This is a genomic window from Paenibacillus sp. JCM 18996 (assembly GCF_055392555.1).
This window is the reverse complement of sequence record NZ_AP043884.1, coordinates 2,888,006-2,902,236: the sequence shown is the minus strand read 5'-3', so window position 1 is coordinate 2,902,236 and position 14,231 is coordinate 2,888,006. Positions and strand designations below refer to the sequence as shown.

Genomic DNA, 14,231 nt, shown 5'->3' with positions numbered 1-14,231 from the left:
ATGGCGATTAAAATCCGGCACACCAACCGCTATAAGGAAATTGTAGTGGCGCTGGTACGGCATGGCTTCGGATATATGGTAGAGGAATTGGGTCTGTTCCATTTGATTGCCCTTCCGAGAAAATGGATGCGGAGAAATCCTGAAGAAACGGCCAAGACGTCCGGGGAGCGGATTCGGCTCGTTCTTGAAGAGTTAGGCCCCACGTTTATCAAGCTCGGCCAGCTGTCCAGCACAAGGCAGGATCTGCTGTCCGAGGACATCATCAAGGAGCTGCAGAAGCTTCAGGATCAAGTGCCTCCTTTTTCAATTGAAGAGGTTAGAGCGATCGTGGAGCAGGAATTACATACTCCGATGGATGAGATTTTCAGCGAGTTTAGTGATAAACCGCTTGCCGCAGCGTCGATCGGGCAGGTTCATTATGCACGGCTGAGAAGCGGCGAGGCTGTAGCGGTCAAGGTGCAGCGCCCGCTAGTCGATAAAATCGTGGAACGGGATCTGGATATTCTGCTGGATCTTGCCGCTTTGGCGGAGCGCAGGGTCGATTGGGTGGCCAAGTACAGGATCCGTCTCATGCTGGAAGAGCTGGCCAAGTCGATGCGGGAAGAGTTGAACTACACACATGAGGGACGTAACGCGGACAAAATCGCCCGTCAGTTCCAGGGCCACCCTCATGTGTGTATTCCCAAAATATATTGGGAGTGCACCACGTCTAAAGTGCTCACCCAGGAATTTATAGACGGAATCACCCTCAACCAGTATGAAGAGCTGCAGCAGCAGGGGCACAGCATGAAGGATACGGCGGAGCATCTCGTTAAGGCCATCCTTCACCAGCTGCTGATCGAAGGGTTCTTCCATGCCGATCCCCATCCCGGCAACGTCATCGTGATGCGGGACGGCAGGCTTGCGTTTGTCGATTTCGGTCTGGTGGGCCGGTTGAACGAGGATATGAGGGACCACCTCAGCACACTGGTTATAGCGATGATGCGCAAAGACAGCGACGGTATTGTGAGGGCACTGTTCCGGCTCGGGATTGTCTCGGATGATGTGGACACAGGGGCCTTGCGGCAGGACCTGGATATTCTGCGGGAGCAATATTACGATATCCCGTTCTCGCAGGTCAGTATAGGCAAGGTGCTGAGTGAACTGTTTCTGGTGGCCAAACGGCACAATATTCTTATTCCCACCGATTTGATCCTGATGGGCAAGACCCTTCTAACCGTAGAGGGAGTCGCGGAAAAAATGTACCCGGAGCTAAGCTTGCTGGATCTGGCTGAGCCTTTCGGACGCCGTCTGATCAAGGAACGGTTTCATCCGGAGCGGATGCAAAAGAGATGGTGGCGCCAGCTCACCGGTTTCGTGGAGGCGATGGCGGGTTTTCCGCGGCAAGCGAGCCAACTCGCTGCACTGGTCAGGACCGGCAAGCTGAAGGTGGAAATCGGCATTCCGGAGATCGAGCTGCTGCTGCGCAAATTGGACCAGATCAGCAATCGTATCACGATCAGTATTGTCCTGCTCTGTTTCAGCATAATTATGGTCGGACTGATCATCGCTTCTTCGCTCGGCAAGGTGCCGGCGCTCATTTTACATTTTCCCGTCATGGAAGTGGGTTCAACTGTGGCCGGGCTGATGTTTTTGTGGCTGCTGTACTCGATGTTCAGGTCGGGAAAATTTTAATCGGGCAAGGCAAGTTTTAATAGGAAAAAAGAAGCACTCCCCGGAGCTGTTCACGACCTTTCGTCGACGGCCCCGGCAGGAGTGCTTTTTGGTATGGCATGTACAGCATCTGCGGATTTATGGTTAAACCGCCGATTCAAGGGATAGTTAACTCATTCAAAGATTGTACAACTGACATAGGATACGGTAACTGCCAAATTAAAGGGGTGATATGACGTTATGCCCATTCGAAGGGTAAAGGGGAAAATGTTAAAAGAGTACACCATGAGAAAGCATAGAGTGCTGCGCCGGCACCTTCCGGAAACGCACTGGTATAGCGGAAAGCGTCTGCACGAAATGGTACGGCAGTATCCCTCCGTGTTCGTTAAGCCGGATAAAGGGAGCCAGGGAAAGGGGATTGTCAGGGTCCGCCGCCAGAGCAGGCACCGATATCAAGTGTCTTGGGGGCTTAAGCACAAGGAGGTTCGGCGCAGTTCTCTCCTGACAGAATTGAAAAAGGTGCTGCAAAGCCGTCATCGCTATCTCGTCCAGCAAGGCTTGAATCTGGCGAGGTACAGGAAGCGTTTGTTCGATATACGCGTATACATGCAGAAACCGAGGTCACACTGGTATGTTTCGGGTAAAGTAGTACGGGTAGGGGCTGCCGGACGTTTTGTCACCAATTACTATCAAGGGGCCCGTCCCGAATCGGTCGAGAAGGTGCTCGGATCTCTTTTTAATGACGAATCAAAAGTGGAAAAAACGACACGAAAAATCAATTCGATTTCCAAGATCTTGGCGAAAGTTCTCGACGGCAAGTTTCCGGGAATCCGCCATTTAGGTATCGATATCGGGATTGATGACGACGGCCGCATCTGGATCATTGAAGCGAATACGAATCCGGCCAACCAAACTTTCAAGCGCCTTAAGGACAAGAAAATGTACCGCAAAATTAAGGACAGGCGGCGCTACATTCTGAAGAAATACAAGTAAACGAACAGGCTGATCTCATTTGATATTTGCCGGAAGGTTTGGTATTCTCCACGTATAGGGGGCTAACCGGCCTTTTTTCTTTTAGCCCTCTTTTGGATGAACGTAACGAAACGCACCAGAGACTGCAACCAGTGAAGGGGGCAAGGATTATGGCAAAAATTCTGCTTTTAATCTTTTTCATTCAAATTGTTTATGTTTCCGCCTTTACTTTGAGGATGATTCTTACGTTGAAAGGGCAAAAATACATCGCTGCTTTAATCAGTACAATCGAAATTACAGTTTACGTATTCGGTCTTAATCTGGTGCTCCAATATTTGAATCATGTGGCCAGTATTACCGTATATGCGGCTGGATATGGCTTGGGCATACTGACAGGCTCATGGATAGAGGAAAAGCTGGCTCTCGGGTACATTACCCTGAAGGTCATCTGCAACAAGGCGGACGGGAAAATGGAGAGTGTTCTTCGTTCCAAGGGTTATGGAGTGACGGCCTGGATCGGCAGCGGCCGGGACGGAGACCGGTTGGTGATGGAGATTTTGGCGAAAAGAAAGAATCAGGCGCAATTGTACCATACGATTCTTTCTCTCGACCCCAAAGCATTCGTCATTACACTCGAACCCAAGCATTTCCACGGGGGATTTTGGACAGGTGTCATTAAAAGATAACCTGGAGTATTGATCGAATCGAGCACATAAGTTTACGGTTTTCATGGCATATTACCCCTGTCAGCTTCATTTGAAGAAGGGGGGATTCGAACTTTGAAGCGTTTAACCACACTTAGCGCCGTTGTGCTGATCATCGTCTCGTTGTTCATGATAGACGCTGCGCCGGCATTGGCAGAATCGCCATTTCATTTTGGATTCAAGAAAAGCAAAAACCATAAGCCCGCTTCCATAGATGAAGAGGGGTTCAAAGGCATCCTTCGGCAGCACGGGGCCATTTTTCTGGGGGATACGTCCCGCAAGGAGCTGTACCTTACATTTGACAACGGGTATGAGAACGGCTATACGGTGAAGATACTCGACGTGCTTAGGGATAAAAAGGTACCTGCCGCTTTCTTCATTACAGGCCACTATATCAAGGACCAGCCGGAGCTTGTGAGGCGCATGGCCGCGGAGGGGCATTTGGTCGGGAACCATACCTGGAGCCACCCGGATATGTCGCAGATTTCCGACGCCAGGATACGTGAAGAACTGGACCAGGTCAAGACGGAAGTGGCCGCACTGACGGGACAAAAAGAAATGCGGTTTCTGCGCCCGCCAAGAGGCATTTTTAGCGACAGGATGCTGGCCGTCTCCAAGGAATGCGGGTACACGAGCGTATTCTGGTCGATCGCCTACAAAGACTGGGATACCAAGGTCCAGAGGGGCGCATCGTACGCGCACAACCATGTGATGGGCCAACTTCATCCCGGCGCGGTGGTTCTGCTGCATTCGGTGTCCAGGGATAATGCCGAGGCGTTGGCTTCCATTATCGATGATGCGAGAAAGATGGGCTATGAGTTCAAAAGTCTCGATCAAATGCAAACGAAAAGCTATTGAAACCGCGAGAGAACACTAACAGATTCTGTAGGTTCATTTGAGCCGGAGAGTCTGTTTTTTTGAAAAAAAAATTTGTCTAAGATTTGACCAACTTATGAACATTTTGAGAACAAATGTGGTAATATAAAGAAAGAGTAAACATTACATAGCAAAGGGGCTAACAACCATGGGTGAAAAAGAACTCAGAGCCGTTCAACTGCTGCAGGTTTTTTCCTGGATCGCCAATATAACCGGAATTTTGTTGATTATATTTAATGCGGCGGATTTCACAACGGAGAATATGAATTTGATGGTCGGAATGGGCTTCCTGATCGCAGGGATGGGAATTTTTATCATGAGCTCGGTTTTCCAGCTGCTGCATGTAAACAACCGCGAGAGATTGTGACGATAATCGTGTGAGAATTCGATGAGATGATTAAAACCTCTTAAGAAACGAAAGTTTCCTGAGAGGTTTTTTTGTGCTTAAAATAGCAATAGTTCGTAAAAGCACCATATTTCAACAAAGATATGATCAACTAGTGAAAATCTTATGAATACTTTTCAACAGAAATGATACGACTTTTCGAATTTTCATTTTGGCGTGTAAAAAATCACTGAAAATGCTTTATGATGATGTAGCTGGTATTTTATTGATAACATTTATGCAAGGTTGCTAGAGAGGAGATGACAAGTGGTGGGGAGTAACAAGGGGAAGCTCGCTCGTATCTACCTGGCCGTCCTGGCTGCGTTCACTACGCTAATGCTTGCCGGATGCGACAGTAAATATGTAGTTTTTAACCCGAAGGGGCCGGTTGCGGAGACTCAAGCCCGATTGATTATTTTATCGATTATTTTGTGTGCCGTTGTTGTAATTCCTGTCATTATTCTTCTTATTTATATAGTATACCGTTACCGGGATACTCCGGACAACAAAGCGCCGTATACTCCGGAATGGGATGACAGCAAGACACTTGAAACTATATGGTGGGGGATTCCGATCATTATCATTGCAGTTCTCGGATTCTTTACCGTAAGAGATACTTACGCGCTGGTCAAGCCGCCTGTCAAGGACACGACGCCGATCAAGATCGAGGTGACTTCGCTCGACTGGAAATGGCTGTTTACTTATCCCGACCAGAAGATTGCCACCGTCAACTATGTGGAAATTCCTACAGGCAAGCCTGTGGAATTCGTCCTTACCTCCGACGCGCCGATGAACTCCTTCTGGGTTCCTCAGCTGGCAGGACAGGAATATACGATGCCGGGTATGGCGATGCAGCTTTGGCTGCAGGCGGACCACCCTGGCGAATATGATGGTAAGGGAGCCAACTTCTCCGGATCCGGCTTCGCCCATATGCAGTTTAAGGTCGTTGCGAAATCTCAGGACGAATTCGATGCATGGGCCAAACAGGCTAAGCAATCATCGCCTGCTCTTACCCAGGAAGGCTATAATACTTTAGCTCAAAAAGGGACTGCCGATAAAGCGACGTATTCTTCCTACCCTGACGGGCTGTTTGAATATATCGTAAATAAGAACGGCGGCGGAGAACACCATCATGCGACGAATGAAGACCGGAAGGTCAACGGGCCGGCCAAAGACAATCCTTTTAACGTAGTGCCGGCGCCTGAGAACGGCGACAGCAAGAAGCAAAATACGAACCAGCACGATATGTCAAACATGAAGCAGCACGATATGTCTCATATGAAGCAATAGAGAGAGGAGGGACCCCTTTTGTTAGATAAGATTAAAGCATTCGCTTCTACATTCTTCGTTACCGGCGACCCGCTCATTTATGGAGCGGATGTGGCGATCGGCTTAACTTCGGTAGCCATCGTCTTCATTCTTACTTATTTCAAGAAATGGAACTGGCTGTGGCGGGAATGGATCACAACCGTCGACCATAAGAAGATCGGAATTATGTACTTGATCGCCTCGTTGCTTATGCTTTTCCGCGGCGGCGTCGACGCCATCATGATGCGTTTGCAGCTGGCGCTGCCTAATGTGCAGTTCCTGCATGCGGATCACTATAACGCGGTATTCACCACCCACGGTACGATCATGATTCTGTTCATGGCGATGCCAATGATGTTCGCCTTGTTTAACATCGTCGTTCCGCTGCAGCTTGGAGCACGCGACGTAGCTTACCCGTTCCTGAACGCAATGAGCTTCTGGCTGTTTATGTTTGGAGCGATGCTGTTGAACCTGTCCTTTGTAATCGGGGGATCTCCCGACGCAGGATGGTTGTCCTATCCGCCTTTATCGGAATTGTATGGTAGTCCGGGGGTTGGACAGAACTTCTATATCTGGGGAATTCAGATCTCAGGAATCGGCAGCTTGGCGACCGGGATCAACTTCCTGGTAACGATCCTGAAAATGAGAGCACCCGGCATGAAATTGATGAAAATGCCGCTGTTCTCCTGGTCGGTTCTTTCCAGCTCAATTATGATTATTTTCGCGTTCCCGATTCTAACCGTAACCTTGGCTCTCTTGTTCATCGACCGGTTCTTCGGAGCCCATTTCTTTACGACGGACCTGGGCGGAAACCCAATGATGTATGTCAACTTGATCTGGATGTGGGGCCATCCCGAGGTCTATATCGTGATCATTCCGGCCTTCGGTATTTTCTCTGAAATCGTGGCCACCTTCTCCAAAAAATCAATTTTCGGCTACAAATCCATGGTATTCTCCATGATGCTAATCGCTGTATTATCCTTCTTTGTTTGGGTCCATCACTTCTTCACTATGGGTGCGGGTGCAGACGTCAACGCGTTCTTCGCCGTCTCGACGATGCTGATCGGGATTCCGACAGGGGTTAAGATTTTCAACTGGCTGTTTACGATGTTCCGCGGGCGGATTCAGATAAAGCAGCCTATGCTGTGGACTCTGGGCTTTATCCCTTGCTTTGTCGTTGGCGGTGCAACAGGGGTCATGCTTGCAGTTGCTCCTGCGGACTACCAATACCATAACAGTTACTTCCTGATCGCCCACTTCCACCAAGTGCTGATCGGGGGCGTAGTGTTCGGCTACCTGGCAGGGATTTACTACTGGTGGCCAAAAATGTTCGGATTCAAGCTCAACGAACGTCTGGGCCAATGGGCGTTCTGGCTGTGGAATATCGGCTTCTATGTATGTTTTATGCCTCAGTATGCTTTAGGCTTCATGGGAATGACTCGCAGAGTGTACACTTACGGTTGGGACACAGGCTGGGCTCCGGCTAACTTCGTTTCCACTATCGGTGCGTTTTTGATGGGTATCGGGTTCATTTTCCAAGTATGGCAAATTGCTTACAGTATCAAAATGGGGGAGAAAGACACTACAGGCGATCCATGGAACGGACGCACCCTGGAATGGTCGATTCCTTCTCCGGCTCCTTTGTACAACTTTGCCGTTGTGCCTGATGCCAGTGAGCAGGACGCTTTCTGGAGAGCGAAGGAGAGAATGGAGAAAGCTCCTTCCAAGAAACAGGCCGTTCATCTGGAGCCGATTCATATGCCGAAAAATTCGGGTATTCCGTTCATCATGTCGGCGTTTTGGTTCCTTGTAGGTTTCGGGTTAACCTTCGGATGGGTGTGGATGGGCATCATCGGATTTATTGGAGTCGGCGCTTGTCTGCTGGCGAGATCCTTCCAATACGATACCGATTACTACATCCCTGTTGATGAAATTGAGCGCACGGAAGCTGAAGCTGCGATAGGGAGGGTTCGATAATGGCACATGCTGCGGCACATCATGATCATCATGATCATCATGGGGAGCAGGAAGCCCTGAAGAAGCTGGGCTTCTGGATCTTCCTCGTAACGGACTGCGTTCTGTTCGGTTCCTTGTTTGCGACCTTTGTCGTTCTGCGCTCTCATACCGCAGGCGGCCCCGTGGGCAAAGAGCTGTTTGAAATTCCGATGTTTATGGCGGAAACTTTCATTCTGCTCACAAGCTCCTATACAAGCGGATTGGCGTCACTCGCTATGCACAAAGGTAAAGTAAAAGCGCTGATCGGATGGCTGATCGTTACGGCTTTGTTGGGATTAGCGTTCATCGGTCTCGAAATAAACGAGTTTGTACACTTGGTGGGAGAAGGAGCGTCCATTTCCACCAGCGCATACTGGTCGGCCTTCTTCACTCTGGTAGGTACACACGGTCTTCACGTTTCGTTGGGATTAGTGTGGATGATCGCGATCATGATCCAGATTAACCGCCGGGGAATTAATGCGATTACCGAGAGAAAAATGTTTAACGTTACGCTGTACTGGCACTTTCTTGACGTGATTTGGATCTTCCTGTTCACCGTCGTCTACCTGTTGGGGGTGATGTAGCATGTCACAACATGAAGCACACGAAAGCCATGGATCTTTCAAATCGTATACGATCGGATTCATTCTTTCCATCGTATTGACCATCATTCCGCTGGTTCTGGTGGTCAACACCGGCATCAGAGGATTGCCGCTGATTTCTTCTTTGCTTGTGGCGGCAGTACTGCAGTTCCTTGTTCAGTTATTCTTCTTCATGCATATTAAGGAAGGCGACAAGCCAAGATACAACGTGATGGCATTGATTCTTGGTGTCGTCATCGTCTTTACGATCGTAGCCGGTTCGGTTTGGATTATGACATTTAACTCGACTGTGCAATAATTATGCGGCGGAACCGTCGGTTGGTAGTGATACGTCTTTTGGTGTAAAATGGATTACGGAACATTACACTGAACAGAGGAGGGAGAAATGGTGAACAGCCTCTCGCTTTCACACTTCGCTTCCATCGTCATCTCGCTGATCGGCGGTTTAACCGTTATTGCGTTCCGGATGCGCTCATCGGACAAGCCGACAACTTTGAAAAAAATCATTATCCCTCCGCTCGGCATGGCTACGGGGTTCGGGATGTTTATCGTTCCGGCTGCGCGAATACCCTGGACTTGGGGGATGATCGCTTTTGTGGCGGGAGCCTTGCTGTTCTCCTATCCGCTGATACGGGCATCCAGGTTCCATGTAGTGGACGGTGAGATCTACCTGAAGCGTTCCAAGATGTTTATTGTGTTTATATTCCTGCTGCTCATGCTTCGAATTGTGCTGCATGATCTGGTGGAGCAATATGTGAGCATTATGCAGACGGGCGGTATCTTCTTCATCCTCGCGTTCGGCATGCTGGTGCCGTGGAGGCTCGCCATGCTGCGGGAATATAAGCTGTTGATAAAGCGATGCAAGGAACAGGGGATTCCCCTGAAAAATAACGAATCGAGGCCTTGAGAGGCCTCGATTTTTTTGTGCAACTGAATTACTGCGACAAGCATGGCTGAAGACCGGAATGAACAAGTCAGCCTTTCTCTAGTCGCTTTCAATTTTCACCGGTATAAGGTCCGGGGCGCCAAGTCCGCTAAAAACAAAGCGAGTGATCTCCGCGACTTTGACATCGGTAGGAATTGTAGTTCCGCTAAGCAGCGCTCTCGTCACTGCGGATTCCGCGGGAAACAGCACAGCACCCATAACAAACATCGTGGCAAGTTCCGCAGATTCGTAATGGAAGAAACCTTTCTTTCTGCCTTCCTCCAGCATTTGACGCAGCCTCTGCCACAGAGGCACGGTGTGCTCTTTCAATTGCTCGCCCCGCGGGCTCTGCGTGACGATTTCACGAACGGTAATGGCCGCCATTTCGGGATCCAGATCGCGAAAGCGGATCACCTCCCGGATTACCAAAGCGACACCGCGGACGGGATCTGTCAGGATGTCTTCATATAGCGAGATACGGCTCGTTGGGAAAAAAGTGTCATACAGCGCGTTAAAAACCTTTTCCTTGCCGCCAAAGTGATAAGAGACCAGCGCTACATTCGCTTCGGCCTCCTCACAGATTTGGCGCACGCTTGTTGCATCAAAGTCCTGATGGGCAAAAAGCTTCTTGGCGGCGAGAAGGATACGCATTTTGCCATCCGGTTCGGAATTGGTCATACGGCTTCTCCTTTACGAAACAACGGGATGAATAACCAAAACAAAACGCTCTGCTGCCATGGAAACATCTATTGAAAAAAAGCAACCGTTCGAGTATCTTGAACATAGTCACTAATCTATCAACTGCCTTGGGAGGAAGCTTGATGTTAAAATTGGGAGCGATTGAAGCCGGCGGGACAAAATTCGTATGCGGCATCGGCAATGAAAACGGAGAGATTATGGAAAGAGCCAGCTTCGAGACAAGGCGCCCTGAAGAGACCGTCTCCGAGGTCATCGATTTCTTCAAAGGCCATAACATAGAAGCGATGGGGATCGGCACCTTCGGCCCTGTAGATTTGGACCCTTCGAGTCCCACTTACGGCTATATCACCTCAACGCCCAAACCTGGCTGGAGCGGTTATGATCTGCTGGGCGGGATAAAGCGGCATTTTGAGGTACCGGCGGGCTTCGATACGGATGTCAACGCGGCGGCGCTTGGCGAAGCGGAATGGGGAGCGGCTAAAGGGCTGGACAGCTGTGTATACGTTACCATAGGAACCGGGATCGGGGCAGGAGCGGTGGTGGAAGGCAATCTGCTGCACGGACTGCTTCATCCGGAGATGGGCCACATTTCGGTGATTAAGCATCCGGAGGATGAGTTTGCGGGAGCGTGTCCGTTTCATGGAGGCTGCCTTGAGGGTATGGCGGCCGGTCCGGCAATCGAGAAGAGATGGGGCAGGAAGGGGGCCGAACTGGTCGCGGAAGGCCGGGTTTGGGAGGTGGAAGCGCATTATCTGGCTCAAGCGGCAGTGCAGTTCATTTATATCCTGTCCCCCAAGAGGATCATTATGGGCGGCGGCGTAATGCAGCAGGCCCAGCTGTTCCCGCTCATCAGGCAAAAGGTGCAGGAGTCGTTAAACGGCTATGTGCAAAAAGAAGAAATCCTGTCGGGGATAGACCGGTATATCGTACCGCCGGGGCTAGGCGATAACGCAGGCCTGTGCGGAGCGTTGATGCTGGCGAAAAAAGCTTTGTCTAAATAATCTCATGTTATAGGCGTTATCCGATTGGACGCTAGAACGTAGTAAAGCCCAGCAGCCCTTGCAGCCGGTACAGTACTCTCTTGACAGGAACCATCTTGTCCTCGTAAGCCGGATAATCGAGCGTATACTGCGCCCCGTCGTTGCTCCACAGCCTGCGGAAATAGGCGCCCGTCTCCTGGGCCACCCGGCTGCCGGAAGGCGCGGTGACAAGCAGATTATTTTCCAGATTCAGATCGTCCAGATTTCTGGGAGTAAAATTCGCGGAACCGCCCAGAATAACGGATTGCGTGGCATTGGTCACCATTAACAGTTTGGTATGATACTGCTCTTTCAGTGTGTTATACCAGCGGATTTCGATGCGGCCATTCGATTTCTCCATCAGCTCCCTCGCCACCGGGCGGTTGGGGATGCCGATTTTATCCTGGCCGAACGCGTTCTGGTTGGGGTCCAGGATCAGGTTAATTTTCACGCCTCTTTCGGCCGCCTGCAGCAGCTCCCTTATCACCGAACGGTCGGCCAGGTAGAACATCCCCATCCATATCGTATCGCCGGGCTTGCTCGCTTTTATAGTATCCAGCAGATGGCTGTAAATTTTGCCTTCCGTTAACAGCTGTACGCCAGTGTCCCCCGATTCCCTACCGTCGCTCTTGTACTCGGGCAGCTTCGGTCCCCCAGCCAGATCGGACACCGCCTGCTCTGCAGTCAGCGAGTCCTCTATCAGGGCGCTTCCTTTTACTTCAAAACCGATATTGGAGTTATAAAAGCTGGCATCGTGCGCATTGGCGGACATGACAATGGCGGTGTTCTCCGTGATTACGGCTTTGCGGTGGTTGGCCTTTACATTGAACAGCTCCAGATAAGAGCGCAGCGTCATGGGAGGAGCGGTGTTCGCCATCGGGTTCGGAATCCACCCTTTGCCCGTTTGGCCGAACCACTGCAGGAAAGTACGCCATACCGCGGAATAGAACGGAGTGGAGTCTCTCAGCTGATCCGTGGGTGTAATAAGGCAGGGGATGCCCGCCGCTTTGAGCTTTTCCAACTCGCGGGCCGGATGAGAGCCATAAGAGGTGTTGACCTCGTCGGACAGAACGATGACCTGCAGCCCAGGCACCTGCTTCTTGCGGTCGATCAGTTTCTGCGCCAGCGTTTCGCTTAGAGGGGGGAAAGATTTGTTTTTATCGTAATATCCGTTGAACAGAAACATGTCCACTACCACAAATTTTTGCGCGGAGCCGATCGCTTGATATACATGGTCGAAGATCCTCTGGTCGTAGGTCTGCGAACCGTCCGGCTTTTTATAGGATAAATCCCAAAGAAAGTCGACATCCTGCACGTGGTGGACCTTTCCTTCAAAAGAAACTCCGGCCGGGAGCGGCTTCTGCGTCTGATACAGCATCACGGCGGCCAGCCACAGGATTACAATGACGAGAACAGCCTGGACCCTGAGATGGCGCCGCCGGCGGTTATGTACTTTCTTTATCGGGTATAGCGGATTTGCGGCATTAGGTTTCATGGCTGGGACCCCAATCAAGCGAAATAGTATGACAGTAATAAAACCAAATGAACGGGTTTGAAGCATGCAAATAGTGGCAGAATTCAGAAAGAAAGCGCAGCGGCACCGCTTGCTGGCCTGCGTCGATTGTGGTCGACAGCAGCTCGCGCGGATCAAGTATGAAGAGCCTGCCTGATCATGCAAGAAAGTAACACCTGCCTGCCAAATAGAAAAGAGCGGCCCGGAGCCGCCCAAGTAATGCCCGTCATACGGCGGGGGTGTTCCTGTCAATCGTATCTTCATGCAAAAATCCCAGCGCCGAGGCGGAAATCCCCACGACTAAATGGATGACGGTGAGAATCGGAGTTACACTCATGACTCCCATCAGTTGGCTGGAAAACAGTCCGGCGAGGCCCAGCAGCAGATAAACGACGCCGATCATCCGGCAGCACATCGTGCTGTGGAAAGATCTTGTGCAGGCTGTGAGTGCCGCCATTCCCGTGATGAAGTAAACCAGGCCGTGTACCGTGGCCAGCTGCATCGTATCCCGGAACGGCGCGTAGAAGCTGAACAGTCCCAAAGCCACGAAGACAACACCTAGAATTTGGCTGTAAGTTCTTACGAGCATTATTCCGCAGCTCCTTTCGGTTTTTGTTCTTTTATTTAACCTTTTTCGCCCGGTCAGAATCCTTCGTTCCTGCGGTTTTATTACTGTGCCTTTTGTATGGTATGATGTCCCTGTAATGGATTTTATTATATATAGAATTGGGAGGAGTTACATATGGTAAACAGCATTCAGGCGACGACGGAACTCAATAACGGAATTAAGATGCCGTGGCTGGGTCTAGGAGTTTGGAAAGCGGAGGATGGGGAAGAAGTAAAACGCGCGGTGAAAGCGGCTATTGAGGCCGGGTATCGAAGCATCGACACGGCTGCTGTATACAAGAATGAGTCCGGAGTGGGCGAGGCGATCAAAGAATCGGGCATTACGCGGGACGAGCTGTTCGTAACTACAAAGGTATGGAACTCTGATCAAGGATATGAAAGCGCTTTGAAAGCTTATGATGAAAGCCTTGAGAGATTGGGCATGGATTACGTGGATCTCTACCTCATCCATTGGCCGGTAAAAGGCAAGTACAACGAGACCTGGAAAGCTCTGGAGAAGCTGTACAAAGACGGACGTGTCCGCGCGATCGGAGTGAGCAACTTCCAAATTCACCATCTTCAGGACCTGATGAGCAACAGTGAGATCGTACCGGCGGTCAATCAGGTGGAGTATCATCCGAGGCTTGCGCAGAAAGAGCTGCTAAGCTTCTGTAAAGCGAATTCGATTCAGCTGGAAGCCTGGAGTCCGCTTATGCAGGGTAAAGAATTAATCAACCATTCGACCCTGATCGAAATCGGGCAAAAATACAACAAATCCGCGGCACAGGTCATTCTTCGCTGGGACCTGCAGAACGGCGTCGTAACCATTCCCAAATCGGTGACAGAGTCCCGCATCCGCGAAAATGCCGACATTTTCGACTTCGAGCTTTCGGCGGAGGACATGGCGCGTGTGGATGAATTGAACCAGGACAGGCGGGTGGGCGCCGACCCGGACAATTTTGATTTCTAAATTT

General features: G+C 50.4%; 15 protein-coding genes. 12 read left to right on the top strand and 3 right to left on the bottom strand.

Features of this window, described 5'->3' with window-relative positions; genetic code table 11:
- The 10 genes from ACZ5N7_RS14280 (at nt 1) to ACZ5N7_RS14235 (ending at nt 9,402) form a co-directional block, all read left to right on the top strand.
- Nucleotides 1–1,674 carry an ABC1 kinase family protein gene (locus ACZ5N7_RS14280; protein WP_464655055.1) on the top strand — a complete coding sequence of 558 codons (1,674 nt, stop codon included), beginning with the start codon at nt 1–3 and terminating at the stop codon, nt 1,672–1,674.
- A gap of 264 nt (nt 1,675–1,938) precedes the next feature.
- Complete coding sequence (locus ACZ5N7_RS14275) at nt 1,939–2,646, top strand: YheC/YheD family protein (protein WP_464655054.1); 708 nt, start codon at nt 1,939–1,941, stop codon at nt 2,644–2,646.
- Nucleotides 2,647–2,795: 149 nt separating this feature from the next.
- The gene (locus ACZ5N7_RS14270) at nt 2,796–3,311 is read left to right on the top strand and encodes a DUF2179 domain-containing protein (RefSeq protein ID WP_464655053.1); all 516 of its coding nucleotides are present in this window, start codon (nt 2,796–2,798) and stop codon (nt 3,309–3,311) included.
- A gap of 93 nt (nt 3,312–3,404) precedes the next feature.
- Nucleotides 3,405–4,187 (top strand): delta-lactam-biosynthetic de-N-acetylase, encoded by a 783-nt coding sequence (pdaA, locus tag ACZ5N7_RS14265; protein WP_464655052.1) that lies wholly within the window; start codon nt 3,405–3,407, stop codon nt 4,185–4,187.
- Nucleotides 4,188–4,353: 166 nt separating this feature from the next.
- A complete protein-coding gene (locus ACZ5N7_RS14260; protein WP_464655051.1) occupies nt 4,354–4,572 on the top strand; it encodes a hypothetical protein in 219 nt (72 codons plus the stop codon).
- A gap of 354 nt (nt 4,573–4,926) precedes the next feature.
- The gene (locus ACZ5N7_RS14255; RefSeq protein ID WP_464659284.1) at nt 4,927–5,880 is read left to right on the top strand and encodes a ubiquinol oxidase subunit II; all 954 of its coding nucleotides are present in this window, start codon (nt 4,927–4,929) and stop codon (nt 5,878–5,880) included.
- Nucleotides 5,881–5,898: 18 nt separating this feature from the next.
- On the top strand, nt 5,899–7,875 hold the full coding sequence (locus ACZ5N7_RS14250; RefSeq protein WP_464655049.1) for a cbb3-type cytochrome c oxidase subunit I: 1,977 nt from the start codon (nt 5,899–5,901) through the stop codon (nt 7,873–7,875).
- Entirely contained in the window at nt 7,875–8,477 is a 603-nt protein-coding gene (gene cyoC, locus ACZ5N7_RS14245) for a cytochrome o ubiquinol oxidase subunit III (RefSeq protein ID WP_464655048.1), read from the top strand. The genes ACZ5N7_RS14250 and cyoC overlap by 1 nt, the downstream gene beginning before the upstream one ends.
- Before the next feature lies 1 nt (nt 8,478).
- Nucleotides 8,479–8,793 (top strand): cytochrome o ubiquinol oxidase subunit IV, encoded by a 315-nt coding sequence (gene cyoD / locus ACZ5N7_RS14240; RefSeq protein WP_464655046.1) that lies wholly within the window; start codon nt 8,479–8,481, stop codon nt 8,791–8,793.
- Between the two features lie 87 nt (nt 8,794–8,880).
- Entirely contained in the window at nt 8,881–9,402 is a 522-nt protein-coding gene (locus tag ACZ5N7_RS14235) for a CcdC family protein (protein ID WP_464655045.1), read from the top strand.
- 78 nt (nt 9,403–9,480) lie between these two features.
- Here ACZ5N7_RS14235 and ACZ5N7_RS14230 read toward each other — a convergent pair whose 3' ends face one another.
- Nucleotides 9,481–10,098, bottom strand: coding sequence for a TetR/AcrR family transcriptional regulator (locus ACZ5N7_RS14230; RefSeq protein WP_464655044.1), 618 nt, complete (start codon nt 10,096–10,098; stop codon nt 9,481–9,483).
- A gap of 143 nt (nt 10,099–10,241) precedes the next feature.
- Here ACZ5N7_RS14230 and ACZ5N7_RS14225 point away from each other — a divergent pair, with 143 nt between their 5' ends.
- Nucleotides 10,242–11,120, top strand: coding sequence for an ROK family protein (locus ACZ5N7_RS14225; protein ID WP_464655042.1), 879 nt, complete (start codon nt 10,242–10,244; stop codon nt 11,118–11,120).
- 31 nt (nt 11,121–11,151) lie between these two features.
- Here the strand turns inward: ACZ5N7_RS14225 and ACZ5N7_RS14220 are convergent, their stop codons facing one another.
- Together ACZ5N7_RS14220 and ACZ5N7_RS14215 are read right to left on the bottom strand one after the other, a co-directional pair.
- The gene (locus ACZ5N7_RS14220) at nt 11,152–12,633 is read right to left on the bottom strand and encodes a phospholipase D family protein (protein ID WP_464655041.1); all 1,482 of its coding nucleotides are present in this window, start codon (nt 12,631–12,633) and stop codon (nt 11,152–11,154) included.
- 244 nt (nt 12,634–12,877) lie between these two features.
- A complete protein-coding gene (locus ACZ5N7_RS14215) occupies nt 12,878–13,240 on the bottom strand; it encodes a hypothetical protein (protein ID WP_464655039.1) in 363 nt (120 codons plus the stop codon).
- 153 nt (nt 13,241–13,393) lie between these two features.
- Here ACZ5N7_RS14215 and ACZ5N7_RS14210 point away from each other — a divergent pair, with 153 nt between their 5' ends.
- Entirely contained in the window at nt 13,394–14,227 is an 834-nt protein-coding gene (locus ACZ5N7_RS14210; RefSeq protein ID WP_464655038.1) for an aldo/keto reductase, read from the top strand.
- The last annotated feature ends 4 nt before the right edge of the window (nt 14,228–14,231 follow it).

Excerpts from the sequence above, each read along its gene's own strand:
- cyoD (WP_464655046.1), top strand. The coding sequence starts at position 8,479 with ATGTCACAACATGAAGCACACGAAAGCCATGGATCTTTCAAATCGTAT.
- ACZ5N7_RS14225 (WP_464655042.1), top strand. The coding sequence starts at position 10,242 with ATGTTAAAATTGGGAGCGATTGAAGCCGGCGGGACAAAATTCGTATGC.
- ACZ5N7_RS14275 (WP_464655054.1), top strand. The coding sequence starts at position 1,939 with ATGAGAAAGCATAGAGTGCTGCGCCGGCACCTTCCGGAAACGCACTGG.
- ACZ5N7_RS14220 (WP_464655041.1), bottom strand. The coding sequence starts at position 12,633 with ATGAAACCTAATGCCGCAAATCCGCTATACCCGATAAAGAAAGTACAT.
- ACZ5N7_RS14215 (WP_464655039.1), bottom strand. The coding sequence starts at position 13,240 with ATGCTCGTAAGAACTTACAGCCAAATTCTAGGTGTTGTCTTCGTGGCT.
- ACZ5N7_RS14280 (WP_464655055.1), top strand. The coding sequence starts at position 1 with ATGGCGATTAAAATCCGGCACACCAACCGCTATAAGGAAATTGTAGTG.
- ACZ5N7_RS14270 (WP_464655053.1), top strand. The coding sequence starts at position 2,796 with ATGGCAAAAATTCTGCTTTTAATCTTTTTCATTCAAATTGTTTATGTT.
- ACZ5N7_RS14235 (WP_464655045.1), top strand. The coding sequence starts at position 8,881 with ATGGTGAACAGCCTCTCGCTTTCACACTTCGCTTCCATCGTCATCTCG.
- ACZ5N7_RS14255 (WP_464659284.1), top strand. The coding sequence starts at position 4,927 with ATGCTTGCCGGATGCGACAGTAAATATGTAGTTTTTAACCCGAAGGGG.
- ACZ5N7_RS14210 (WP_464655038.1), top strand. The coding sequence starts at position 13,394 with ATGGTAAACAGCATTCAGGCGACGACGGAACTCAATAACGGAATTAAG.
- cyoC (WP_464655048.1), top strand. The coding sequence starts at position 7,875 with ATGGCACATGCTGCGGCACATCATGATCATCATGATCATCATGGGGAG.
- ACZ5N7_RS14230 (WP_464655044.1), bottom strand. The coding sequence starts at position 10,098 with ATGACCAATTCCGAACCGGATGGCAAAATGCGTATCCTTCTCGCCGCC.
- ACZ5N7_RS14260 (WP_464655051.1), top strand. The coding sequence starts at position 4,354 with ATGGGTGAAAAAGAACTCAGAGCCGTTCAACTGCTGCAGGTTTTTTCC.